The organism is Duganella aquatilis (assembly GCF_009674565.1).
GTDB lineage: Bacteria > Pseudomonadota > Gammaproteobacteria > Burkholderiales > Burkholderiaceae_D > Rugamonas > Rugamonas aquatilis.
On the sequence record NZ_WKJL01000005.1, the window covers coordinates 38,947 to 59,150 of the forward strand.

The 20,204-nt window shown below is 65.0% G+C and carries 22 protein-coding genes and 1 tRNA gene; 9 read left to right on the forward strand and 14 right to left on the reverse strand.

Translation table 11 applies throughout. The features are described 5' to 3' along the window. Window positions 1-24: 24 nt before the first annotated feature. Entirely contained in the window at window positions 25-2,016 is a 1,992-nt protein-coding gene (locus GJ698_RS09520) for a TonB-dependent receptor (RefSeq protein WP_229259913.1), read from the reverse strand. A gap of 156 nt (window positions 2,017-2,172) precedes the next feature. Between GJ698_RS09520 and GJ698_RS09525 the strand changes: the two genes are divergently transcribed. From GJ698_RS09525 to GJ698_RS09545, 5 genes are all read left to right on the forward strand, one after another. After that, on the forward strand, window positions 2,173-2,760 hold the full coding sequence (locus tag GJ698_RS09525) for a sigma-70 family RNA polymerase sigma factor (protein WP_371865218.1): 588 nt from the start codon (window positions 2,173-2,175) through the stop codon (window positions 2,758-2,760). Further along, window positions 2,757-3,449 carry an anti-sigma factor gene (locus tag GJ698_RS09530; RefSeq protein WP_154357387.1) on the forward strand — a complete coding sequence of 231 codons (693 nt, stop codon included), beginning with the start codon at window positions 2,757-2,759 and terminating at the stop codon, window positions 3,447-3,449. The genes GJ698_RS09525 and GJ698_RS09530 overlap by 4 nt, the downstream gene beginning before the upstream one ends. Window positions 3,450-3,461: 12 nt before the next feature. Further along, window positions 3,462-3,884: a PaaI family thioesterase gene (locus tag GJ698_RS09535; RefSeq protein ID WP_154357388.1), complete on the forward strand. Its 423-nt coding sequence runs from the start codon at window positions 3,462-3,464 to the stop codon at window positions 3,882-3,884. A gap of 67 nt (window positions 3,885-3,951) precedes the next feature. Next, entirely contained in the window at window positions 3,952-4,425 is a 474-nt protein-coding gene (locus tag GJ698_RS09540; RefSeq protein WP_154357389.1) for a group I truncated hemoglobin, read from the forward strand. A gap of 18 nt (window positions 4,426-4,443) precedes the next feature. Next, on the forward strand, window positions 4,444-5,328 hold the full coding sequence (locus tag GJ698_RS09545) for a DUF3034 family protein (RefSeq protein ID WP_154357390.1): 885 nt from the start codon (window positions 4,444-4,446) through the stop codon (window positions 5,326-5,328). A gap of 5 nt (window positions 5,329-5,333) precedes the next feature. Here GJ698_RS09545 and cynS read toward each other — a convergent pair whose 3' ends face one another. The 6 genes from cynS to GJ698_RS09575 are packed head-to-tail and all read right to left on the reverse strand — an operon-like array spanning window position 5,334 to window position 9,264. Continuing rightward, complete coding sequence (cynS, locus tag GJ698_RS09550; protein ID WP_154357391.1) at window positions 5,334-5,777, reverse strand: cyanase; 444 nt, start codon at window positions 5,775-5,777, stop codon at window positions 5,334-5,336. Between the two features lie 54 nt (window positions 5,778-5,831). Then, a complete protein-coding gene (locus tag GJ698_RS09555) occupies window positions 5,832-6,344 on the reverse strand; it encodes a peroxiredoxin family protein (RefSeq protein ID WP_154357392.1) in 513 nt (170 codons plus the stop codon). Beyond that, window positions 6,341-7,003 carry a BON domain-containing protein gene (locus GJ698_RS09560; RefSeq protein WP_154357393.1) on the reverse strand — a complete coding sequence of 221 codons (663 nt, stop codon included), beginning with the start codon at window positions 7,001-7,003 and terminating at the stop codon, window positions 6,341-6,343. The genes GJ698_RS09555 and GJ698_RS09560 overlap by 4 nt, the downstream gene beginning before the upstream one ends. Then, window positions 6,996-7,592: a phosphoheptose isomerase gene (locus GJ698_RS09565; RefSeq protein ID WP_154357394.1), complete on the reverse strand. Its 597-nt coding sequence runs from the start codon at window positions 7,590-7,592 to the stop codon at window positions 6,996-6,998. The genes GJ698_RS09560 and GJ698_RS09565 overlap by 8 nt, the downstream gene beginning before the upstream one ends. Window positions 7,593-7,649: 57 nt before the next feature. Beyond that, complete coding sequence (locus GJ698_RS09570) at window positions 7,650-8,000, reverse strand: YraN family protein (protein WP_154357395.1); 351 nt, start codon at window positions 7,998-8,000, stop codon at window positions 7,650-7,652. Between the two features lie 7 nt (window positions 8,001-8,007). Beyond that, window positions 8,008-9,264: a penicillin-binding protein activator gene (locus GJ698_RS09575; protein WP_229259914.1), complete on the reverse strand. Its 1,257-nt coding sequence runs from the start codon at window positions 9,262-9,264 to the stop codon at window positions 8,008-8,010. Window positions 9,265-9,421: 157 nt separating this feature from the next. On the opposite strand from GJ698_RS09575, the gene rsmI reads away from it, so the two are divergent. After that, on the forward strand, window positions 9,422-10,324 hold the full coding sequence (rsmI, locus tag GJ698_RS09580; RefSeq protein WP_154357397.1) for a 16S rRNA (cytidine(1402)-2'-O)-methyltransferase: 903 nt from the start codon (window positions 9,422-9,424) through the stop codon (window positions 10,322-10,324). Here rsmI and GJ698_RS09585 read toward each other — a convergent pair. Beyond that, window positions 10,321-10,947 (reverse strand): hypothetical protein, encoded by a 627-nt coding sequence (locus tag GJ698_RS09585; protein ID WP_154357398.1) that lies wholly within the window; start codon window positions 10,945-10,947, stop codon window positions 10,321-10,323. The genes rsmI and GJ698_RS09585 overlap by 4 nt on opposite strands. 75 nt (window positions 10,948-11,022) lie before the next feature. On the opposite strand from GJ698_RS09585, the gene GJ698_RS09590 reads away from it, so the two are divergent. The 3 genes from GJ698_RS09590 to GJ698_RS09600 all read left to right on the forward strand — a co-directional run bounded on the left by GJ698_RS09590 (window position 11,023) and on the right by GJ698_RS09600 (window position 13,233). Beyond that, window positions 11,023-11,099: transfer RNA gene (locus GJ698_RS09590), tRNA-Pro, on the forward strand. A 119-nt stretch (window positions 11,100-11,218) separates the two neighbouring features. Then, window positions 11,219-12,502, forward strand: coding sequence for a sensor histidine kinase (locus GJ698_RS09595; RefSeq protein WP_166454841.1), 1,284 nt, complete (start codon window positions 11,219-11,221; stop codon window positions 12,500-12,502). A 2-nt stretch (window positions 12,503-12,504) separates the two neighbouring features. Continuing rightward, complete coding sequence (locus GJ698_RS09600; protein ID WP_154357400.1) at window positions 12,505-13,233, forward strand: LytR/AlgR family response regulator transcription factor; 729 nt, start codon at window positions 12,505-12,507, stop codon at window positions 13,231-13,233. 79 nt (window positions 13,234-13,312) lie between these two features. On the opposite strand, the gene GJ698_RS09605 is transcribed toward GJ698_RS09600, so the two are convergent. From GJ698_RS09605 to bioF, 6 genes are all read right to left on the reverse strand, one after another. Next, complete coding sequence (locus tag GJ698_RS09605; protein ID WP_154357401.1) at window positions 13,313-14,224, reverse strand: hydroxymethylglutaryl-CoA lyase; 912 nt, start codon at window positions 14,222-14,224, stop codon at window positions 13,313-13,315. A 1-nt stretch (window position 14,225) separates the two neighbouring features. Continuing rightward, complete coding sequence (locus tag GJ698_RS09610; protein WP_154357402.1) at window positions 14,226-15,158, reverse strand: 2-hydroxyacid dehydrogenase; 933 nt, start codon at window positions 15,156-15,158, stop codon at window positions 14,226-14,228. Window positions 15,159-15,170: 12 nt separating this feature from the next. Beyond that, window positions 15,171-17,102 (reverse strand): acetyl/propionyl/methylcrotonyl-CoA carboxylase subunit alpha, encoded by a 1,932-nt coding sequence (locus GJ698_RS09615; RefSeq protein ID WP_154357403.1) that lies wholly within the window; start codon window positions 17,100-17,102, stop codon window positions 15,171-15,173. 74 nt (window positions 17,103-17,176) lie between these two features. Continuing rightward, complete coding sequence (gene bioB, locus GJ698_RS09620) at window positions 17,177-18,226, reverse strand: biotin synthase BioB (RefSeq protein ID WP_154357404.1); 1,050 nt, start codon at window positions 18,224-18,226, stop codon at window positions 17,177-17,179. Window positions 18,227-18,243: 17 nt separating this feature from the next. Further along, window positions 18,244-19,017, reverse strand: a complete 774-nt coding sequence (gene bioD, locus GJ698_RS09625; RefSeq protein WP_154357405.1) for a dethiobiotin synthase — start codon at window positions 19,015-19,017, stop codon at window positions 18,244-18,246. After that, window positions 19,014-20,204 (reverse strand): 8-amino-7-oxononanoate synthase, encoded by a 1,191-nt coding sequence (gene bioF, locus GJ698_RS09630; protein WP_154357406.1) that lies wholly within the window; start codon window positions 20,202-20,204, stop codon window positions 19,014-19,016. Before bioF ends, bioD begins: the two co-directional genes overlap by 4 nt.

Below are 20,204 nucleotides of genomic sequence, written 5' to 3' on the forward strand. Positions count from 1 at the left end.
ATTCAGATTTAATAAGATTAATTTTTAGAAACTGTGGCTGAGCGTCAGCCGCAGCGTGCGCGGCTCGACCGGATGGAAGTGCACGTCGTTGACGCCCTCGGCCGGCTCGCCCGCCAGACGCGAGGTGTAGTAGTAATCGATGTCGCTGGCCTGGCGGTCGAACAGGTTGAAACCGTCCAGGGTCAGTTTGGTGCGGCGGCTGAGCTGATAGCCGATGCGGCCATAGGCCAGTGTGGTGGCGGCCGAGCGCACGCTGTTGTCTTCCACCAGCGGACGCTGGCCGAAGTAGCGCAGCTCAAAGCCGCCGAACCAGCGGCCGATATCCTTGACCGTCATGCCGAATGAGGCCACCTTGTCCAAAGCCTCCGGCACGTAGTTGCCCACCGGGTCGCTCTGGCGATAGCGCGCGTGCGACACCGCCAGGTCCAGATCGAACAGCAGCCACGGCGCGGCGATGTAGTGGTTGCTCCATTCGACGCCGGTGCGGCGGCTGGCGCGGCTGGCTTCGGTCTGGCCGCTGTCGCCGGCGTAGACCAGCTCCGAATCGATGTCCAGCGCCCACAGCGACAGCGAACTTTGCAGGCTTGGCAGCCACTCGCTGCGCACACCCAGTTCGGCACCGCGCGTGCCCACCAGCGGCGGTGCCGGATCGGGACCGGTGACGCCGCGCGCATCGTTGCTGTGGAAGCCGGCGCCGTAGTTGATGAAGTATTCGGTCTTCGCCCACGGGCCGAAGATCAGCGACAGCTTGGGCGAGAACTTGTGCGCGTTGGTGCTGTCGTCGTTGACCTTGAAGCGGTAGGCGTCATAACGCAGGCCGGCGATGCTGCGGAAGGACGGCGTCCAGTAGCTGGTGTTTTCCGCATACAGGCCGACGCTGGCCTCGTCGACGCGGTCTTCGCGCACGGTGGCCAGCCGCTGGCGCGCCACGGTGGCGTACAGGCCGATGGGCGCGATGTGGTCGTAGCGCGTCTGCACGCCCAGCTGGTTGCGCATGTCGATGCCGCCGATGTTGTTCAGCCACGCGTGGCTGGCGCTGGCGCCGCCCATGGTGCGGCGTTCGCTTTGCTGGAACTGGTCGCCGTTGACCGGATCGTTCAGCAGGTAGGTGAAGTTGCTGTACAGGTCCAGGCTGGAATGCAGCAGGTAGGCCGAGGCCTGCGTGACCTGGTCGCTGTCGCGGCGGTGCATATTCCAGGCCAGGCTGGTGCGCGAGGTGTCGCCGCCGTCGCTGGGATCGAGACTGCCGAAGCGGCCGATCAGGCCTGCCTGCACGGCGCGCTGCGGCACCTGGTCGGTGGCGTTCCAGCGGTTGCGGTAGGCCATGGCGGTGATGCTGTAGCCGTCCTGCGCGTCGCCGTGGCTGTAGCGCAGGGTGCCGCTGTACTTGCGCACCTGCTCCGGTGTTTGCCACGGGCCGTTGTTGCGGCTGATTTCCAGCCCGTACAGCAACGTGCCGCCGGCTGCGGCAAAGGAGTCGGCCAGCACGCCGCGCTGGTAGCCGTAGCTGCCGACGGTGAGATTGGCGATGCCCTGCTTGAGCTGGTCGCTCAGGCCGATGTGGGCGGCGCCCGCCGAGGAGAAGTCGCCTTCGTCCGCGAAGTAGCTGCCCTTCTTGTAGTCGATGCGCTGCACCAGTTCCGGGATCAGGAAGTTGAGGTCGGAGTAGCCCTGGCCGTGCGCGTTGCTGCGCATGTTGACCGGCACGCCGTCGACCCAGGTGGCGAAGTCGGTGCCGTGATCGAGGTTGAAGCCGCGCAGGAAGTACTGGTTGGCCTTGCCGTCGCCGCTGTGCTGCGTGACGATCATGCCCGGCACGAACTCCAGCAGCTCGCCGGTGCGCAACGCGGGACGGTTGGCGATCAGGTTGGCGGTCACCGTGCCCTGGCTGGCGGCGTCGGAGGTGCCGACCGCATTGTCGTAATGACCCAACACCGTCACGCTGGCCAGCGCGCCGTTGGTATCCTCGGTGGCCAGCGCCGCGCCGTGCCACATCATTGCCAACACCGCAGCCATCCTGCATCTGATCGTCATCCTGTCCCCTCGCGCGCATTGTTGAATGCTTCATGTTGTTAGGCTTGTACGCACGCGGGATGCAACTGGATTCACGATTTTGTTTCGTGCAGCGTTGAGAATATGGTAATTTTCGTCATCTTCCGATTAAGGCACGCCGTGTCCGACGCCCATACCCTCGATCCTCAACAGCTGCGCACGTGGCTGAACGGCGCCGCCCAGCGCGACGCCGTGGCTTTCCGCTCGTTATATGACGCTACTTCAGCGAAACTGTTTGGCTTCGCGCTGCGTATATTGGTCAAGCGCGAGCTTGCGGAAGAAGTGCTGCAAGAGAGTTTCGTCGCGATCTGGCACAACGCCGGCAGCTATCAAAGCCACCTGGCCGCACCGATGACGTGGATGACCACCATCGTGCGCAACAAGGCTTTCGATTTGCTACGCCGCAGCGATGTCGCCGCCGAAATCGATGGAGACCCGTTTGATGAAGCAATCATGAATGCACTGCACGATCCCTCCGCCACGCCGATCGAGGCGCTGGAACTGAGCCGCGACGCCAAGGCGCTGGCATATTGCATGTCGGCGCTGGAAGGCTTGCACCGGCAGGTGGTGGGCTTGGCGTTCTTTCACGATTTGTCGCATAGCGAGGTGGCGCAGCAGATGGCGCTGCCGATCGGGACCGTCAAGACCTGGATACGCCGCAGCCTGGAAAAGCTGAAGACGTGCCTGGCCAAGGGAGACCGTCCATGAACATCCGCGACAACGCACCACTGCGCGAAAAGCTGGCCGCGGAATATGTGCTGGGCACGTTGAAGGGCGGCGCGCGCCGCCGCTTCGAAGGTTATCTGCACAACGACGCCGCGCTGCGCCGCCTGACGGCCGAGTGGCAGGACCGGCTGGTGCCGATGGCCGAGTTTTCCGCCGCCGAGAAGCCGCGCAAGCAGGTGTGGCTGGGCATCGAGCGCCGCTTGCATCTGCGGCCGGAGCGCGCCGGCTGGCTGGAGTCGCTGAACTTCTGGCGCTGGCTGGGCGTCGCCTCGACCGCGATGGCGGCCCTGCTGGTGATCGTCATCGGCACGCGCATGCTCGACCAGCCGCAGCTCGATTACGTCGCCACGCTGACCGACGAAAAAGCGCAGACCGCGCTGGTGCTGACCGGCGATACGCAGCACAAGGCGCTGACCGTGCGCCTGGTCGGCAACGCGCCGGTGGCCAGCGACAAGACGCTGCAGCTGTGGGCCGTGCCGAAGCAGGGCCATCCACGTTCGCTGGGCCTGCTGGCTGACAAAGGCGAGGTCAGGCTGGCGCTGGGCAGCAATGCGGTTGGCGACGATGTCGCGCTGCTGGCCGTGTCGCTGGAGCCAAAAGGCGGCTCGCCCGATCCGAATGGTCCAACTGGCCCTATACTCTACAAAGGCGCGTGGGTACGCGTAATGTAAAGAGGGAGCTTTATGGATGCTGCAAAATTTACCACCGAATACTTTAACCAGTTCGGCAAAGGCACGCTGCCGGACCACCTAGGCATCGTCATCACTTCCGTGAAGGAAGGCGAGATTGTGGCGGAGTTCGCGGTGAGCGGTTATCATCTCGCGCCGAACGGTTTTCTGCATGCGGGCAGCGTGGTCACGCTGGCCGATACCGCCTGCGGTTACGCGTGCTTCTCGCATCTGCCGGAAGGCGCGCAGAACTTCACCACCATCGAGTTGAAATCGAATCATCTCGGCACCGCGCGCGAGGGCACGGTGGTGGCGACTGCCACGGCAGTGCATCTGGGCCGCACCACGCAGGTGTGGGATGCGACCGTGACCAATAAAGATACTGGCAAAACAATAGCGTTGTTCAGATGCACGCAAATGATCTTATACCCCAAATAATCTGATAAATTGCAGTAGAAGCCGAGACCCCGCTGAATTCTCTTTATCGTTTTTAATCAGGACTGATATGAAAAAATTCATCAAGCGGCTCGGCTGTGGCCTGTTGCTGGCGTCTTCGCTGGCCATGGCGCAAACCCCGTACACCGAAGACTCCACCTACCAGGGCCTGGGCGGCAAGGACGGTATCAAGAAGATCGTCGATACCTTCATCACGCTGGTGCTGGCCGATCCGCGCATCAAGGACAACTTCACCGACTTCGACATCCCGCAATTGAACTCGCGCCTGCAGGAGCAGTTCTGCGAGTTCGCCGGCGGTCCCTGCAAGTACACCGGCAAATACCACGACAAGGCGATGGAGGGCGTGGGCCCGGTACGCGACATGAAGACCGTGCACCAGGATCTGAAGATCACCAACGCCATGTTCAATGCGCTGACCGAGGATTTGCAGATCGCGATGGAACAGCACAATGTGCCGAGCCGCGTTGCGCTCAAGCTGGTCGCCAAGCTGGCGCCGATGCAGCGCGACATCGTGACCAAATAATCCATCAGGAGCAGAACAATGAAGAAAATCATTCCAGCCTTGATGGCTGCGCTGGCATGCGCCGGCGCCTGGGCGCAATCGTCGTCGCCCGACATGGGCAAACTGCTGGCCACCGGCGGCGTGTCGCAGGTGGAAGGCGCGGGTGGCGGCGGCATCACGCCGTGGGCGCTGATCACCGGCTACGGCACGCGCGACAGCTGGGGCGCCAATGCGCACTACACCTACATCAACACGCAGGACTACAAGCTGGGCAGCTACGGCGTGGCGGTCGGCCTGGCGGACCGTCTTGAAGTGTCGTTCGCCAACCAGGAATTCAAGGGCAGCCTGGCGCCGCTGGACAAGCTCAACATCAAGCAGGATATCGTCGGCCTCAAGCTGAAGGTGCTGGGCGATGCGGTGTATGAGCAGGACAGCTGGGTGCCGCAGGTGGCCATCGGCGTGATGTACAAGAAGAACAAGGGCGTGCACGGCCTGGAGGCGCTGGGCGTCACCAACGTCAAGCAGCTGGGCGCCAAGGACGATCATGGCTACGACTACTATGTCTCGGCCACCAAGATCTACCTGGAGCAAAGCCTGCTGCTGAACGCCACGCTGCGCGCCACGCGCGCCAACCAGATGGGCATCCTCGGCTTCGGCGGCGACAAGAACGACGACACGCGGCTGATGCCGGAGTTCTCCGCCGCCTACCTGATCACGCGCAAGGTGGCGCTGGGCGCCGAGTACCGCCGCAAGCCGCACAACCTCGGCGTGGACAACGAGAAGGCGTACTACGACGCCTTCGTGGCCTGGTTCCCGACCCGGAATTTCTCGGTGACGGCCGCCTATGCGGAACTGGGCGACATCACGGTGTTCAATCCGAAGAAGCAGCACGGCCTGTACCTGTCGCTGCAGGCAGGCTTCTAGCCGGCCTAGTAGGATTTGTAGGGCAGGAATTTGCCGCTCAGGACCACCTGTACGCGGTCGCCCTTGGGATCGGCTTCTCGCTGGATATCCATCGAGAAGTCGATGGCGCTCATGATGCCGTCGCCGAATTCCTCGTGGATCAGTTCCTTGATGGTGGTGCCATAGACGCTGACGATTTCGTACCAGCGGTAGATCAGCGGATCGGTCGGCACGGCGGTCGGCAGCGAGCCTTTGTAGGGCACGATCTGCAGCCAGGCCGCTTCTTCATCGGTGAGGTCGAACAGCTGCTGCGCCTTGTCGGCCTGCGCGCGGCTGAAGGTCATCTGGCCCAGCAGCGCGGCGGTCGTCCATTCCTTGCTCTGGCCGAATTCCCTGGCGAGGTCGGCCCAGCGCATCTGCTTGGTGACCTTGGTCGAGAGGATTTTTTGCGTCACTTGGTTGCGGTCCATGGCGGCTTTCCTGGTAGTTGAGGAGAGCTTTAGGCCATGCAAGCCGCATGCCAGCTAGCTTTTCAGCGATTCATCCAGCAGCTTGTGCAGCGCCGGGAAATCCGGTTCGCCGAGGTAGCGCTTGAGGATTTTGCCATCCTTGCCGATGACGAAGGTGGTTGGCGTCATGTTGACGTTGCCGTAGGCCTTGGCGGCCGAGCCGTCGCTGTCCAGCGCCACCTTGAACGGCAGCTGGCGCGTCTGCGCGTAGTTGGCCACGTAGTTGGCCGGGTCGTAGCTCATCGCCACGGCGACGAACTCCAGGCCCTGGCCCTTGAACTTGTTGTAGGTGTCGACCATCTTCGGCATCTCGCCCACGCAGGTGGTGCACGAGGTGGCCCAGAAGTTGACCATGACCACCTTGCCGCGCAGGCTTTCCGGCGTGATCTTCTCGCCGTTGAGGCTGACGAAGGTCAGCTGCGGCGCCACCTCGCGCTTGGCCAGCGCGGTGTAACCGCCGAAACCGATGGCGGCAATCGCTACGGCGGCGATCACCGGCTTGATCCAGGCGCGGGATGAGGTGCTCATGAGTTGCTCTGCGTGTTGGGGTTGGCGGGTTTAGGCTGATACTGCTTCCACTCTTCCTCGGTGATGTATTCAAACACCTTGACCACCTTGGTCACGCCGCTGACGCCACGGGCGATGTCGGCGCCGATCTGGCCTTCGCGCTGGGTCACGCGACCCTGCAGGTAAACCACGCCGCGCTCGGTCACCACCTGGTAGGAATTGGCGGAGATGTCCTTGGCGTCGACCAGGCTGGCCTTGACCTTGCCGGTGATGATGGTGTCGCTGGAGCGCGAGGTGTAGCTGGCCAGGCCGGCGACGTCGAGTTCGTTGATGACGTCGATCACGCCTTCGATGCTGCGCACTTCGCGCTCGACGGCGGCCTTCATCGCGTCATCGCGCACCTCGCCGGTCAGCAGGGCGCGGCGGTTGAAGCTGTTGATGTTGACGTGGCCGGCGTCGCCGGTCACGTTGTTGATCTTGATGCCGCCCTTGACTTCGATCGCGCGGTCTTCCGTTTGCGCGCCGAAGGTGCGGCGGTCGGAGGCAGCCAGCGTACCGGAAATCGCACCGCCCGCAACCAGCGCGACGCAGCCCGACAGCGATGCCAGCATGGCGCCGCACAGCACGCTCATGGCCAGCGGACGTTGTACTTGTTTCCAGATAGCGCTGGGATTACTCATTCACATCTCCTCCGAACAGGGCGACGTCGATGCCGTCGCAAATAGCATGGATGGTCACCAGGTGAACTTCCTGGATCCGGGCAGTACGGTCGTGCGGGACGCAGATATGGACATCGGCGTCGGTCAGCATCTTGCCGATGGCGCCGCCGCCCTTGCCGGTCATGGCCACCACGCGCATTTCGCGCTCCAGCGCCGCTTCGATCGCCGCCACCACGTTGCCGGAGTTGCCCGAGGTGGAGAACGCCAGCAGGATGTCGCCGGCCTGGCCGAAGGCCTGCACCTGCTTGGAGAAGATCTCGCGGTAGCTGTAATCGTTGGCCACCGCCGTCAGGATCGAGGTGTCGGTGGTCAGCGCGATGGCCGGCAGCGGGAAACGCTCGCGCTCGAAGCGGCCCACCAGCTCGGCGGCGAAGTGCTGCGAGTCGGCGGCCGAACCACCGTTGCCGCAGACCAGAATCTTGTTGCCGTTGGAAAGCGCCGAGAACATCAGGTCGATCGCTTGCGCAATGTGCGGGGCGAGGACGGTGGCGGACTGGATTTTGGTTTCGGCACTTTCGTGGAAGTGCGCCAGGATGCGTTGATTAGTCATAGTGTGCTGATTATAGTGCAGTCGTCCGGCAGACCGGACAAGCGCTGTTAAAAATGCTTACATCTCCAGGACATTTTGTATCCAGGACAACTTTTCATCGTCGATGGCGACCAGGTCGAAGCGGCACGGCGGCGGCAGTTTGTAGCGTAAAAGATAATATTGTGCCGCGCGCAACAGGCGCTGCTGCTTGGCTGGCGTGACGCTGTAGACGGCGCCGCCGAAGCGGCTGCTGGCGCGCTGCCGCACCTCGATGAACACCAGATGGGGACCGTCCTGCATGATCAGGTCGATTTCCCCGGACTTGCACAGGAAATTGCGCTCCTGCAGCGTCAGGCCCTGGGCCAGGAGGTGGGCCAGGGCCCGGTCCTCGCCCAGCCGGCCCAGCCGCTGCTGTGGGGTGCGCGGCATGGCATCCTCATGGGCGAACCGGCTGCGCCGCGCCGTTCTGGTAGACGGCCGACTGCTCGATCCGCTCGAAACTGGACGGCCCCTGGCCGAAATCGATGCTCAGGCGGCCGGTGACGCCGTCCAGCTGGAAGCGGCCGGCCGGGTGGCGGCCGATTTCGCGCGCCACGCGGAAAGCGTCGATGCCGAGCGCATACAGGCGCGCCATGTCGGCGCTGCCGACCCCGGTTTGCAGCGGACGCGGATAGACCATCACCGCCGGATGGTCGCGCTGGACCTGCCACGGCAGGTCCAGCAGGCGCACGCCTTCCAGGTCCTGGGCCGGGAAGCCGGCGCCGGGATTGAGCGCCGAGGTGCCGTAGATCGGCAGGCTGCTGAATTGTTCCGCAGGTGCGGACGGCGGCGGAGGCGGCAGCGCGTCGGCGGTGCTGAAGATCGGATTGACCGGCTCGCTGCTGACGGCGCTGCCCAGCGCCAGGCGCAGCTGGCGGGTCTGGTCGGCGCCCATGGCGGAGAACAGCAGCGCCGGCAGGCCCTGGCGCAGGGTGGCGCGCAGCTGCACCAGTTCCGGATCGCTGAGGTAGCCGTCCGGCGAGCTCAGTTCGATGGTGCGCACCGGGCGGCCCAGTTTCTGCCACTGGCCGGCGAAGGCGGCCGCCACGCGGCGCTGCCAGGCCGAGCCGGTGGTCAGCACCAGCGCGGCGCCGTCCGGCTGCTCGCTGGCGGCCCATTGCGCGGCCTGGCGCGCTTCTTCCTCGATCGACAGGCCGATCGCCAGCATGTGCGGCGGCAGCGGCAAGGCGCCCGGCTGGCCGTAGCCTTCCGGATAATTCAGGGCGATGGTCGGCTTGCTGACCAGCGGGCTGGCGGCCACCGAGGCCACCGCTGAACGCGACAGCGGGCCGACCACGAGGTCCTGGGTTTGCAGCGCGCGGGCGTAGACCGACAGGATGTCCTGCGCCACGTCGCCGGTTTCCAGCACGGTGACGGTGATGTTGGCGCGGTCGCGCTCCCAGGCCGCCATGAAGCCGGCGCGCAGCGCATCGGCGGCGGCGCCCAGGGTTTCCGAGCGCAGCGGCAGCAGCAGGCCGATGCGGATCGGCGTATCGGGCGGCAAGGCGTTATAGTCGACCTCGCGCTCGGCGGCCGGCGCTTCGGCGCGCGGCGGCAGTTCGCTGCGGTCTTCGCCCGCCGGCGCGGCGCCCGGCAGGGTGATGGCGAAGGTTTCGGCGGGCGGCAGCGGCGGCTCCGGCGGCGGCTTGGGCAAGGGTTGCGGCGGCACGACCGGCGGCGGCGGACTTGTTTTTGCCGGCTGGGGCGAGCACAATCCCCCCGGCGCGTCGCAAAACGGCGTGCTGCATGCACTCAGCACTGCGGCAGCCATGCACAGCAGCGTCAACCTCACACTATTCATCCTACCCCCAATGAGCGACCTCGAATCCAGTTCCATCGCCAGTTTGCCCGTCATGGACGAAATGGCGCACCAGACCTATCCTAGCGCAACCTTGTACGTCGTGGCGACCCCCATAGGCAATGTGACGGATATTAGCCTGCGGGCGCTGCACGTTTTGAGCCTGGTCAATGCTGTGGCATGCGAGGACACGCGCAACACCGCGACGCTGATGACGCGCTTCGGCCTGCACAAGCCCTTGATTGCCGCGCATCAGCACAACGAGCGCGAGGCGGCCGAGTTGTTGATCGCCCGTCTGCAGGCCGGCGAGCGCATCGCGCTGGTGTCGGACGCCGGCACGCCGGCCGTGTCCGACCCTGGCGCGCGTATCGTCGACGCGGTGCGGGCGGCCGGCTTGCGGGTGCTGCCGCTGCCGGGCGCGTCGGCGGCGGTGACGGCCTTGTCGGCCAGCGGGCTGGTGAATGACCAGTTCTACTTTGTCGGCTTCCTGCCGGCCAAGGCCAAGCAGCGCGAGAATTTCCTCGGCACGCTGCGCGCGGTGACGGCCACCATGGTGTTTTACGAGGCGCCGCACCGCATCCTGGACTGCGCCAGCGCGCTGGCTTCGGCGTTCGAGCCGACCCGCCAGGTGGTGTTCGCGCGCGAGCTGACCAAGATGTTCGAGGAAATCCACCGCTGCCCGCTGTCCGAGGCGGAAGCCTGGATCAAGGCCGACGGCCACCGGGAAAAAGGCGAGTTCGTGGTGCTGCTGGCAGGCGCGCCGCCGGCCGACGATGAAAATGACGTTGAAGCGGACCGCATCTTGCAGGTGCTGCTGGCGGAACTGCCTGTCAAACAGGCAGCGGGACTGGCCGCGCAAATCACCGGCCGCAAGAAAAACGCGCTGTACGACCGGGCTTTGCAGCTGAAAAACTAGAATTTGCAGTGCTTGTCCAGCGCCCAGATCAGCGGCGCCAGCAGGCCGGCGCCCGCGCCTTTTTGCAGGCAATCGTCCTTCTTGGCGCTGGCGATGCCGCTTTGCAGCTTGGTGGTATGGTTTTCCGGATAGAGCGGATGATCGTCCAGCTGCGCCACCGGCAGGCCGGCGCGGGCCGGATCTTTTTCGTTGGCCACTTTGCGGGCGGTTTTCAGCGCCGCGTTCATGTCGAAAGTTTTAGGCTGCTGGTCCGCGTGCAGCGGATCGGGCGCGGGCGGCAGCGTGATGGCCTGCGATTCGGCCGGCTTCAGCGGCGTCTGCGCGGCCACGGCAGTTTTCTCTTCCGCTGCTGGCGCTGGCGTGCTGCGCACGCGTGGCGTGAGCTTGGCGACTTCGCGCTTCTCCGGTTTTGGCGGCGGCGCGACCCTGGCGACGATCTGCGGCGGCCTGGCCGGCTGCAGCCACACCGTCATCGCCCTGGCTGGCTGCGACGGCGTGGGCGGACTGGACAGCCGATAGCCGAACAGCAGCACCGCATGCAGCACCAGCGATACCGCGACGCCCGCAACGATGCCGGGACGCCGGAGCCGGCTGGGCTGGTCGAAGGAAAAGGTGGCGGTCATGATTTTTAAATCATAGCATCGAAATTTTGCAGGCACTTGACGATCTACTTGCTAGCCTGTATTATCTTGCTTCTTCGGAGTGTAGCGCAGCCCGGTAGCGCACCTGGTTTGGGACCAGGGGGTCCAAGGTTCGAATCCTTGTACTCCGACCAAAATTTAAAAACCCTGTTTGATGGCAACGTCAAACAGGGTTTTTTCCATTTCGTTCCCGATTTCGGCCCCTTCGTCGCATGCGCCGTTGCGGCCCGCCGCCGCGGCTAGAATGGTCGGCATGAAAACACCTTTCTACCTCACGCCTGTCGAAATCGAGCACGATCGCCGGCTGGTGCGCCGCTACTGGCGCCAATCGCTGCTGCGCATGTGGGGCGCGCTGGCCGTCGGCGTGCTGATCCTGTTCTCCGTGGCGATCGGCCTGCTGTCGTCCATCGCTCCCGCGACCGGGCCCAACACCGGCTGGCGCTGGAGTGTGCCGCTCAGCATGATCTGGCCGGTCTTAATCCCCTTCGTCGGCGTCGGCAGCATGGTGCGGCATCGCTTGAAGGAACTGACCGAGGCCGGCACGCCGCTGACCGCGGAGATGTTCAGTGCGCGGCCCAGCCGCATGGTGTTGTCGCCGCTCGATCCGCTGACCACCTACAACGTCTGCACCGAAACGCTGTCCGGCCTGGCGATGGGCATGGCGCTCGGCTATGGCGGGCCGGCGGTGTTCAGCTATTTCCCGTTTCATGGCCGCATCCTGATCGGACCACGGCGGCCGGTGTGGCTGACCCAATGCACGGAAGTGGTGGTCGGCGGCGAGCCGGGCCAGCCGGTGGAAGTGCGCATCCGCCGCCGCTTCGGCCTGGACTTCTTCACCGTGCAGCGCGGCGGCGCACTGCATGCGGTGGAAAGCGTGGCGGCGCATCTGCGCACCCAGTTCGAACAACGGGAGCGCGCGCTGCGCGCCATCCGTCGCGAACAGGAACTGGAACGCGCGGCGCTGAATGCCAAGCTGTCGGCGTTGCAGGCGCAGGTCGAGCCGCACTTTTTGTTCAACACCCTGGCCAATCTCAAATACCTGATCCGCACCGATGCCAACACCGCGCAGCAGATGCTGGACCATCTGGTCGGCTATCTGCAGAACGCGCTGCCGGACATGCGCTCCGTGTCGTCGACGCTGGAACGCGAGCTGGCGCTGGCGCGCAGCTACCTGTCGATCATGCAGATCCGCATGGGACAGCGGCTGCAGTTCCGCATCGAGGCCGATGACGCGCTGCTGGCGCGGCCCTTCCCGCCGGCGATGCTGATCTCGCTGGTGGAAAACGCCGTCAAGCACGGCCTGGAACGCGCCAGCCGGCCGGGCGCCATCACCATCACGGCGAAGCAGCTTGGCGATGCGCTGTGCGTGCAGGTGATCGACGACGGCGTCGGCCTGACGGAGCAGATGGGCCAGGGCTTCGGCCTGGCGAATATTCACGAGCGCCTGCAACTGCTGTATGGTGACAAGGCGGCGCTGTCGGTCACGGCGGCGGAACACGGCGGCGTGGTCGCCACGCTGGCCATCAATAAGGAATGAGGATGCCGACTGCTTTAATCGTCGAAGACGAACCGCTGCTGATGGCGGAACTGCGCGACCAACTGCACGCGCTGTGGCCGGAACTGGACATCGCCGGCCATGCCGAGAACGGCGTGGAGGCGGTATCGATGTTGGAGTCGCTGCAGCCGGACGTGGTGTTCCTGGACATCCAGATCCCCGGCCTGACCGGCATCGAGGTGGCGCAGCACATTCCCGAAGCGACGCAGATCGTATTCGTGACCGCCTACGCCGAGCACGCGGTGCAGGCGTTCGAGGCCGGCGCGGTGGACTACATCGTCAAGCCGGTGACGGCGGCGCGGCTGCTGCAAACCGTCAAGCGGCTGAAGACGCGCAGCGGCGCGCAGGTGCCGCCGGGCGTGTGGCAGCAGGTGCTGGCCAAGGCGCCGGCCTACATGAAGTGGATCAAGGCGTCGGCCGGCAACACGGTGCGGCTGGTGATGGTGCGCGACGTGCAGTATTTCCAGTCCGACGGCAAGTACACGCGCGTGGTCACGCACGATGGCGAAGCGCTGATCCGGCTGCCGCTGAAAAGCCTGATCGAGCAGCTGGACCCGGCGCAGTTCACGCAGATCCACCGCGGCGCCATCGTCAACCTGGAAGCGGTGGACCGCATCGACCGCGACGGCACCGCGATGGAAATCCGCATCAAGGGCCGCACCGAAAAACTCACCGTCAGCGAAGCCTACACCCGCCAGTTCCGGCAGATGTAAAAAAACCGGGGTCAGTGCCGACATTCGGACATTAGGTCGCGCGCGATCCAATGTCCGAATGTCGGCACTGACCCCGGTTTTAGCCGGCCCGCTTGGCGGCGATGGCGTTGCCGGCGCGGCTGGCGCCTTTGCGGTTGAGGAATTGCGAAATGAACTGGCCCGCATCCACCACGATATCGAGATCGATGCCGGTGTCGATGCCCAGGCCCTGCATCATGTACAGCACATCTTCGGTGGCGACGTTGCCGGTCGCGCCTTTCGCATACGGGCAGCCGCCCAAGCCCGATACCGACGAGTGGTAAATCGAAATGCCCAGCTCCAGGCTGGCGTAGATGTTGGCCAGCGCCTGGCCGTAGGTGTCGTGGAAGTGGCCGGACAAGCCGTCCACGCGGAATTCGCCGATGGCGCGTTCCATCACCGCCTGCGTCTTGCGCGGCGTGGCGACGCCGATGGTGTCGGCGATGTCGATTTCGTCGCAGCCCAGGTCGCGCATGCGGCCCACCACGTCGGCCACCGCATCCAGCGGCACCTCGCCCTGGTACGGGCAGCCGAAGGCGCAACTGATGCTGCCGCGCAGGCGGATGCCGTGCTCTTTCGCCGCCTTCGCCACGCCCTCGAAGCGCGCGATCGATTCGGCGATCGAGCAGTTGATGTTTTTCTGCGAGAAGGCCTCGGAGGCCGAACCGAAGATCACCACTTCATCCGCGCGCGCCGCCAGCGCCGCTTCAAAGCCCTGCATGTTCGGCGTCAGCGCGGAGTAGATCACGTCCGGCTTGCGCGTGATCGCCGCCATCACTTCGGCGCTGGTGGCCATCTGCGGCACCCACTTCGGCGACACGAAGGCCGCCGCTTCGATATTCTGGAAGCCGGCGGAGGTCAGGCGGTTCACCAGCGCGATCTTGATCTCGGCCGGGACGTTTTCCTTTTCGTTCTGCAGGCCGTCGCGCGGGCCGACTTCGACGATTTTGACTTGCTTCGGTAAGCTGCTCATTTCAATATCCCAGTGTGCGGTCGACCACGCCGGCGATTTGTTCGCCCGCTTCGGTCTTGCGTATGTTATCGGCGATCTGCTGCACGCTTTCGCGGCGCAAGGTCAGCGCCGAGATGTGCGGCGTGATGGTGATGCGCGGCTCCTGCCAGAACGGATGCTGCGCCGGCAGCGGCTCGTTGCGGAACACGTCCAGCGTGGCGGCGGCGATGTGGCCGGACTTGATCAGCGTGAGCAGGTCCGGCTCGGCGATGTGCGCGCCGCGCGCCACGTTGATGATGTACGAACCTTCCGGCAGCTTGCACATATTGGTGCGGTCCATGATGTTGCTGGTGTCCGGCGTCAGCGGCAGCATGCAGACCAGCACGCGGCTGCCGCGCAGGAAGGTGTCCAGGCCATCGGCGCCGTGGAAGCATTGCACGCCCGGCATGCTCTTCTCGGTGCGGCTCCAGCCGCGCAGCGGGAAGCCGAACGGCGCCAGCGCTTCCAGCACGCGCGTGCCCAGCACGCCCATGCCGAGCACACCGACTGCGAAGTCCTGCTTGTGATGCTGCGGCAGCGGCGCCCACTGTCCGGCGCGCGCCTGCGCTTCGTATTCGTCGAAGCGGCGGAAGTAGCGCAGCACCGAGTGCGTGACGTATTCGGCCATCTGCACCGCCATGCCCGCATCTTCCAGGCGGATGATGGGGATATGGTGCGGCAGCGCGTCGCCAAACTTGAGCAGCGCATCGACGCCGGCGCCGGTGACGAAGATGGCCTTGACGGTGGCCAGTTCGGCCAGCATCGCCTCGGGCGGCGACCACACGACGGCGTAGTCGCACACTTGGCATTTTTCGCCGGCGTGCCAGATTTCGATCTCGGCGTCCGGCAGGTACTTGGCAAAGTCCTTGATCCACGGTTCGGTCTTGCCGTCCGCGCGGTGTAGCAGGATGCGCATGGTGATTCTCCTTTATGCCGCCTTGATGGCCAGCAGCGGTGCGCCGTCCGCGACTTGATCGCCTACGCTGTAGAGGATGTCGTCGATCACGCCATCGTGCGGCGCGGCGATGGTGTGTTCCATTTTCATGGCTTCCATGATGACCAGCGCTTCGCCTTTTTTCACTTCCTGGCCTTTGGCGGCGAGGACGGCGACCACTTTGCCGGGCATCGGCGCGGTGAGGCGTCCACCTTCGGATTCGGCTTCGCCGGCGTGCGCCATCGGATCGTTCCACACCAGCTGGTAATGCGCGCCGTTGGTGAAGACGTGGAAGGTGTCGCCGTCGCGCAGCACGGTGCCGCGCGCTGCCTGGCCGCCGGTGCTGAACTGCCGGCCGTCGGGTCCATAGGTGACGCTGATGTCGTAGCTCGCATATTCGTCGGCGAACGACAGCTTGCGGCTGTAGGTCTGGTTCATGCGCCAGCCGCTGGTCTGGCTCCATGGATCGGCGCCGCCGGTTTGCTCCGCTTCGAGCAGGGCTTCGGCCGCGAGGGCCAGTACGCCGGCAGGCGCCGGCTGCGCGGCCGGGAACAGCGCGTCGTGATTGCGTTCGATCAGGCCCGTGTCCAGATCGGCAGTGGCGAAGGCCTGGCCTTCCACCAGGCGTTTCAGGAAGGCGATGTTGGTGCTCAGGCCGACGATCTGGTACTGCGCCAGCGCCTGCGCCATGCGGGCCAGGGCCTGCTTGCGGTCCGCGCCCCAGACGATCAGCTTGGCGATCATCGGATCGTAGAACGGCGAAATCGCATCGCCTTCGCGCACGCCGGAATCGATGCGCACCGCCGCCGGCGTCGCACCGCCAAGTTCAAACGCGACGGCGTCCGGCGAGCCCAGATGGCGCAGCGTGCCGATCGACGGCAGGAAGCCCTTCTCCGGATTTTCGGCGTAGATGCGCGCCTCGATGGCGTGGCCGTTGATGGCCAGTTCGTGCTGCTGCTTCGGCAGCGGTTCGCCGGCCGCAACGCGCAGCTGCCATTCAACGAGGTCGGTCCCGGTGATCATCTCGGTCACCGGATGTTCCACCTGCAGGCGGGTGTTCATCTCCATGAAGTAGAACGTGCCGTCCTGGTTGGCGATGAACTCCACCGTGCCGGCGCCAACGTAGCCCACGGCGCGCGCGGCGGCAACGGCGGCTTCGCCCATCGCCGCGCGGCGTTCGGCCGGCATGTTCGGCGCCGGCGCTTCTTCCAGCACCTTCTGGTGACGGCGCTGCACCGAGCAATCGCGCTCGAACAGGTAGATGCAATTGCCGAGCGTATCGGCAAACACCTGGATTTCAATGTGACGCGGACGCTGAAGGTATTTCTCCGCCAGCACCTTGTCGTCGCCAAAAGAACTGATCGCCTCGCGCTTGCAGGACGCCAGCGCCTCCTTGAACTGCGCCGAGTTCTCGATGACGCGCATGCCCTTGCCGCCGCCGCCGGCCGATGCCTTCAGCAGCACCGGGTAGCCGATCTTGTCGGCCTGGCCGTGCAGGAAGTCCGCGTCCTGCTGCTCGCCGTGATAGCCCGGCACCAGCGGCACGTTGGCCTTTTCCATCAGCGACTTGGCCGCCGACTTGGAACCCATCGCGCGCATGGCCGATGCAGGCGGGCCAATGAACACCAGGCCCGCTTCGGCGCAGGCGTCGGCGAATTCCGCATTTTCCGACAGGAAGCCGTAGCCGGGATGGATGGCTTGCGCACCGGTGGCCCTGGCGGCGGCGATGATCTTGTCGCCGCACAGGTAGCTTTCCTTGGCGGCGGCAGGGCCGATCGGCACCGCTTCGTCGCAGACGGCGACGTGCTTGGCGTTGGCGTCCGCTTCGGAGTACACGGCCACGGTCTTGATGCCCATGCGGCGCGCGGTAGCGGCTACACGGCAGGCGATTTCACCACGGTTGGCGATCAGAATTTTTGTAAACATCGTCTCTCTCTTGACAGCTTATTTGATAAATTCGCTGGAAGTTTTTTTATGGTGATGCTGTGTGAAGCTTGCTTTTAGCAGCCGCACTTCTCTTTTGGTGCGGAGTCCAATACGGCGCCGCGGGTTTTCAGACCCAGTTTTTCCAGCAGCGCGCGGTCGTCGTTCGCTTCCGGATTGTCAGTGGTCAGCAGCTTGTCGCCGTAGAAGATCGAATTGGCGCCGGCCATGAAGCACATCGCCTGCACCGCTTCGCCCAGCTCGCGGCGGCCAGCCGACAAGCGCACGCGCGCCTTCGGCATGGTGATGCGCGCCACGGCAATGGTGCGCACGAACTCCAGCGGGTCCAGGCGGTCCATGCCATACAGCGGCGTGCCTTCCACCTGTACCAGGTGGTTGATCGGCACCGATTCCGGATACGGATTCAGGTTCGCCAGCTGCGCGATCAGGCCGGCGCGCTGGTCGCGCGATTCGCCCATGCCGACGATGCCGCCGCAGCAGACTTTCAGGCCGGCTTCGCGCACGTGGCCGAGCGTGTCCAGGCGGTCCTGGTAGTCGCGGGTCGAGATGACGTTGTCGTAGAACTCGGGCGCGGTGTCCAGGTTGTGGTTGTAGTAGTCCAGGCCCGCATCCTTCAGGCGCTGCGCCTGATGCTCTTCCAGCATGCCCAGGGTGGCGCAGGTTTCCAGGCCCAGAGCCTTCACCGAGCGTACCATCTCTTCGACCTTGTCCATGTCGCGGTCTTTCGGGCTGCGCCAGGCGGCGCCCATGCAGAAGCGGGTGGCGCCGTTGTCCTTGGCCTGCTGGGCCGCATCGAGGACGGTCTCGATGTCGAGGATCTTCTTGGCTTCGACGCCGGTGTCGTAGCGCGCGGCCTGCGGACAGTAGCCGCAGTCTTCTTCGCAGCCGCCGGTTTTAATCGACAGCAGCGTCGCCAGTTCCACGTCGCCGTCCGGGAAGTTGGCGCGCTGCGTTTGCTGCGCGCGGAACATCAGCTCATTGAACGGCAGCTCGAACAGCGCCAGCACTTCTTCGCGCGGCCAGGTGGCGGCCGGTGGCAGGGTGATGGCCGCCGTCGGGCGGTGCAGGGAAACGACTTTCGGTTCTTGCAGGGTATTCTGGGACATCGTGATTCCTTCTTCGTTCAAATTGGGTTTGGCAGCGGCCAGTGAGGCAGCTGCGTAAAATCGATATGGTCCGCGGCCGCTTCGGCGGTCGGCTGTTCCAGGCGCGGCACGCGGCCCAGCAGCGGCGCGGGAATGCGCTGCGCCAGCGCGGCGACGTTTTCGTCGGCGAAGGCCATGTCGGCCTGGGTTTCGTTCGCCACCCAGCCGACGAGCTTCAGGCCGCGCGCCAGGATGGCTTCCACCGTCAGCAGCGCGTGGCTGATGCAGCCCAGGCGCAGGCCGACCACCAACACCACCGGCAGCGCCAGTTGCTCGGCCAGGTCGGCGGTGTCGAATTCGTCGTTCAGCGGCACGATGAAGCCGCCCACGCCTTCCACCACCACCGCATCCGATGCGGCGTTGATTTCCACGTAGGCAGCCAGGATCGGCACCGGCGAAATGCTGATGCCTTCCAGCTCGGCGGCGATGTGCGGCGCGGCCGGTTCCCTGAACAGGAACGGCGTGGTGATCGACTGCGGCAGGTGGACATTGCCGGCGGCGGCCAGCTGGTCGCAATCGTCGTTGTGCCATTTGCCGTCGCGCAGTTCGGCGCCGGCGGCCACCGGCTTCATGCCGCAGGCGCGCACGCCGCTCTGCACCAGGGCGTGCAGCATGGCGGAGGAAATCAGCGTCTTGCCGATTTCGGTGTCGGTGCCGGTGACGAAGCAGTTGAAGCGCGGCGGTATGCCGCCGCCTGCCGCCGCCGGCTGCGTTTGTGGAGCGATTGCTAACACTGGGTCGTCCAGACTCATGCCGAATCCCTTTCCAATGTATTCAGTGCTGCGATTAATTTGGCCACTTCCGTGCTGGTATGCCCTGCTGAGAGAGTCACGCGCAAACGCGCGGTGCCTGGCGCCACGGTCGGCGGACGAATCGTGCCTACCCACAGGCCCTGCTCGTAGAGGGCTGCACCGGCGCGCATGGTTTCGGCATTATCGCCGATCAGGACAGGCTGGATCGCAGTCTTCGAGGGCAGGCGCCGCCAGCGCTCAAGGCGCAGGCCTTCATCCAATTGTGCCACCAAAGCCTGCAAATGAGCGCGCCGTGTGGCGCCTTCGTCGCCTTCCAGCAGATCGAGGCTGGTCAGCAGGGCGTGCGCCAGCGCCGCCGGCGTGGCGGTGGTGAAGATATAGGGACGGGCTTTCTGGATCAGCGTTTCAATCACCGTTTCATGCGCGGCGACGAAAGCGCCGCCCACGCCGGCCGCCTTGCCCAGGGTGCCCATGTAGACCAGGTAGGGCGAGCGCAGGTTGAAATGCTCCAGCGCACCGTGGCCCCTGGGGCCCAGCGTGCCGAAGCCGTGGGCGTCGTCCACCACCAGCCAGGCGTTGTGCTGTTCGCACAGGGCCAGCAGCGCGGGCAGCGGCGCCAGGTTGCCGTCCATGCTGAACACGCTGTCGGTGACTACGACCTTGGTAGCGGCGTTGCTGGCCTTGAGCAGGGCTTCCAGGGCTTGCAGATCGGCGTGCGGGTAGATGTGGGTTTTCATGCGCGACAGGCGCGCACCATCGATCAGCGAGGCGTGGTTCAGCTCTTCGGAGAAGATTTCCGCCTCGCGGTCACCCGCGGTCAGGCCGGTGATGACGGCCAGGTTGGCCATGTAGCCGGTGCAGAAGGTGATGGCGCGCGGCGCTTCCAGATGGTCGCCGATGAATTCCACCAGCCGCTCTTCCAGCATCGCGTGGGCGCGCACATGGCCGCTGATCAGGTGCGAGGCGCCGCTGCCGACGCCGTAGATCGCCGCGCCTTCCTGCAGCGCGAGCTTGATCTTGCGGTGGTTGGCCAGGCCCAGGTAGTCGTTGCTGCAAAAGGCCAGCAGTTCGCGGCCTTCCACCAGCACGCGCGGTCCGCATGGCGAATCGACCGTGCGGCGCTTGCGGATCAGCTGCTTGTCGTCCAGCGCTTGCAGCTGCTGACTGAGTTGTTTGAGCAGTTCCAT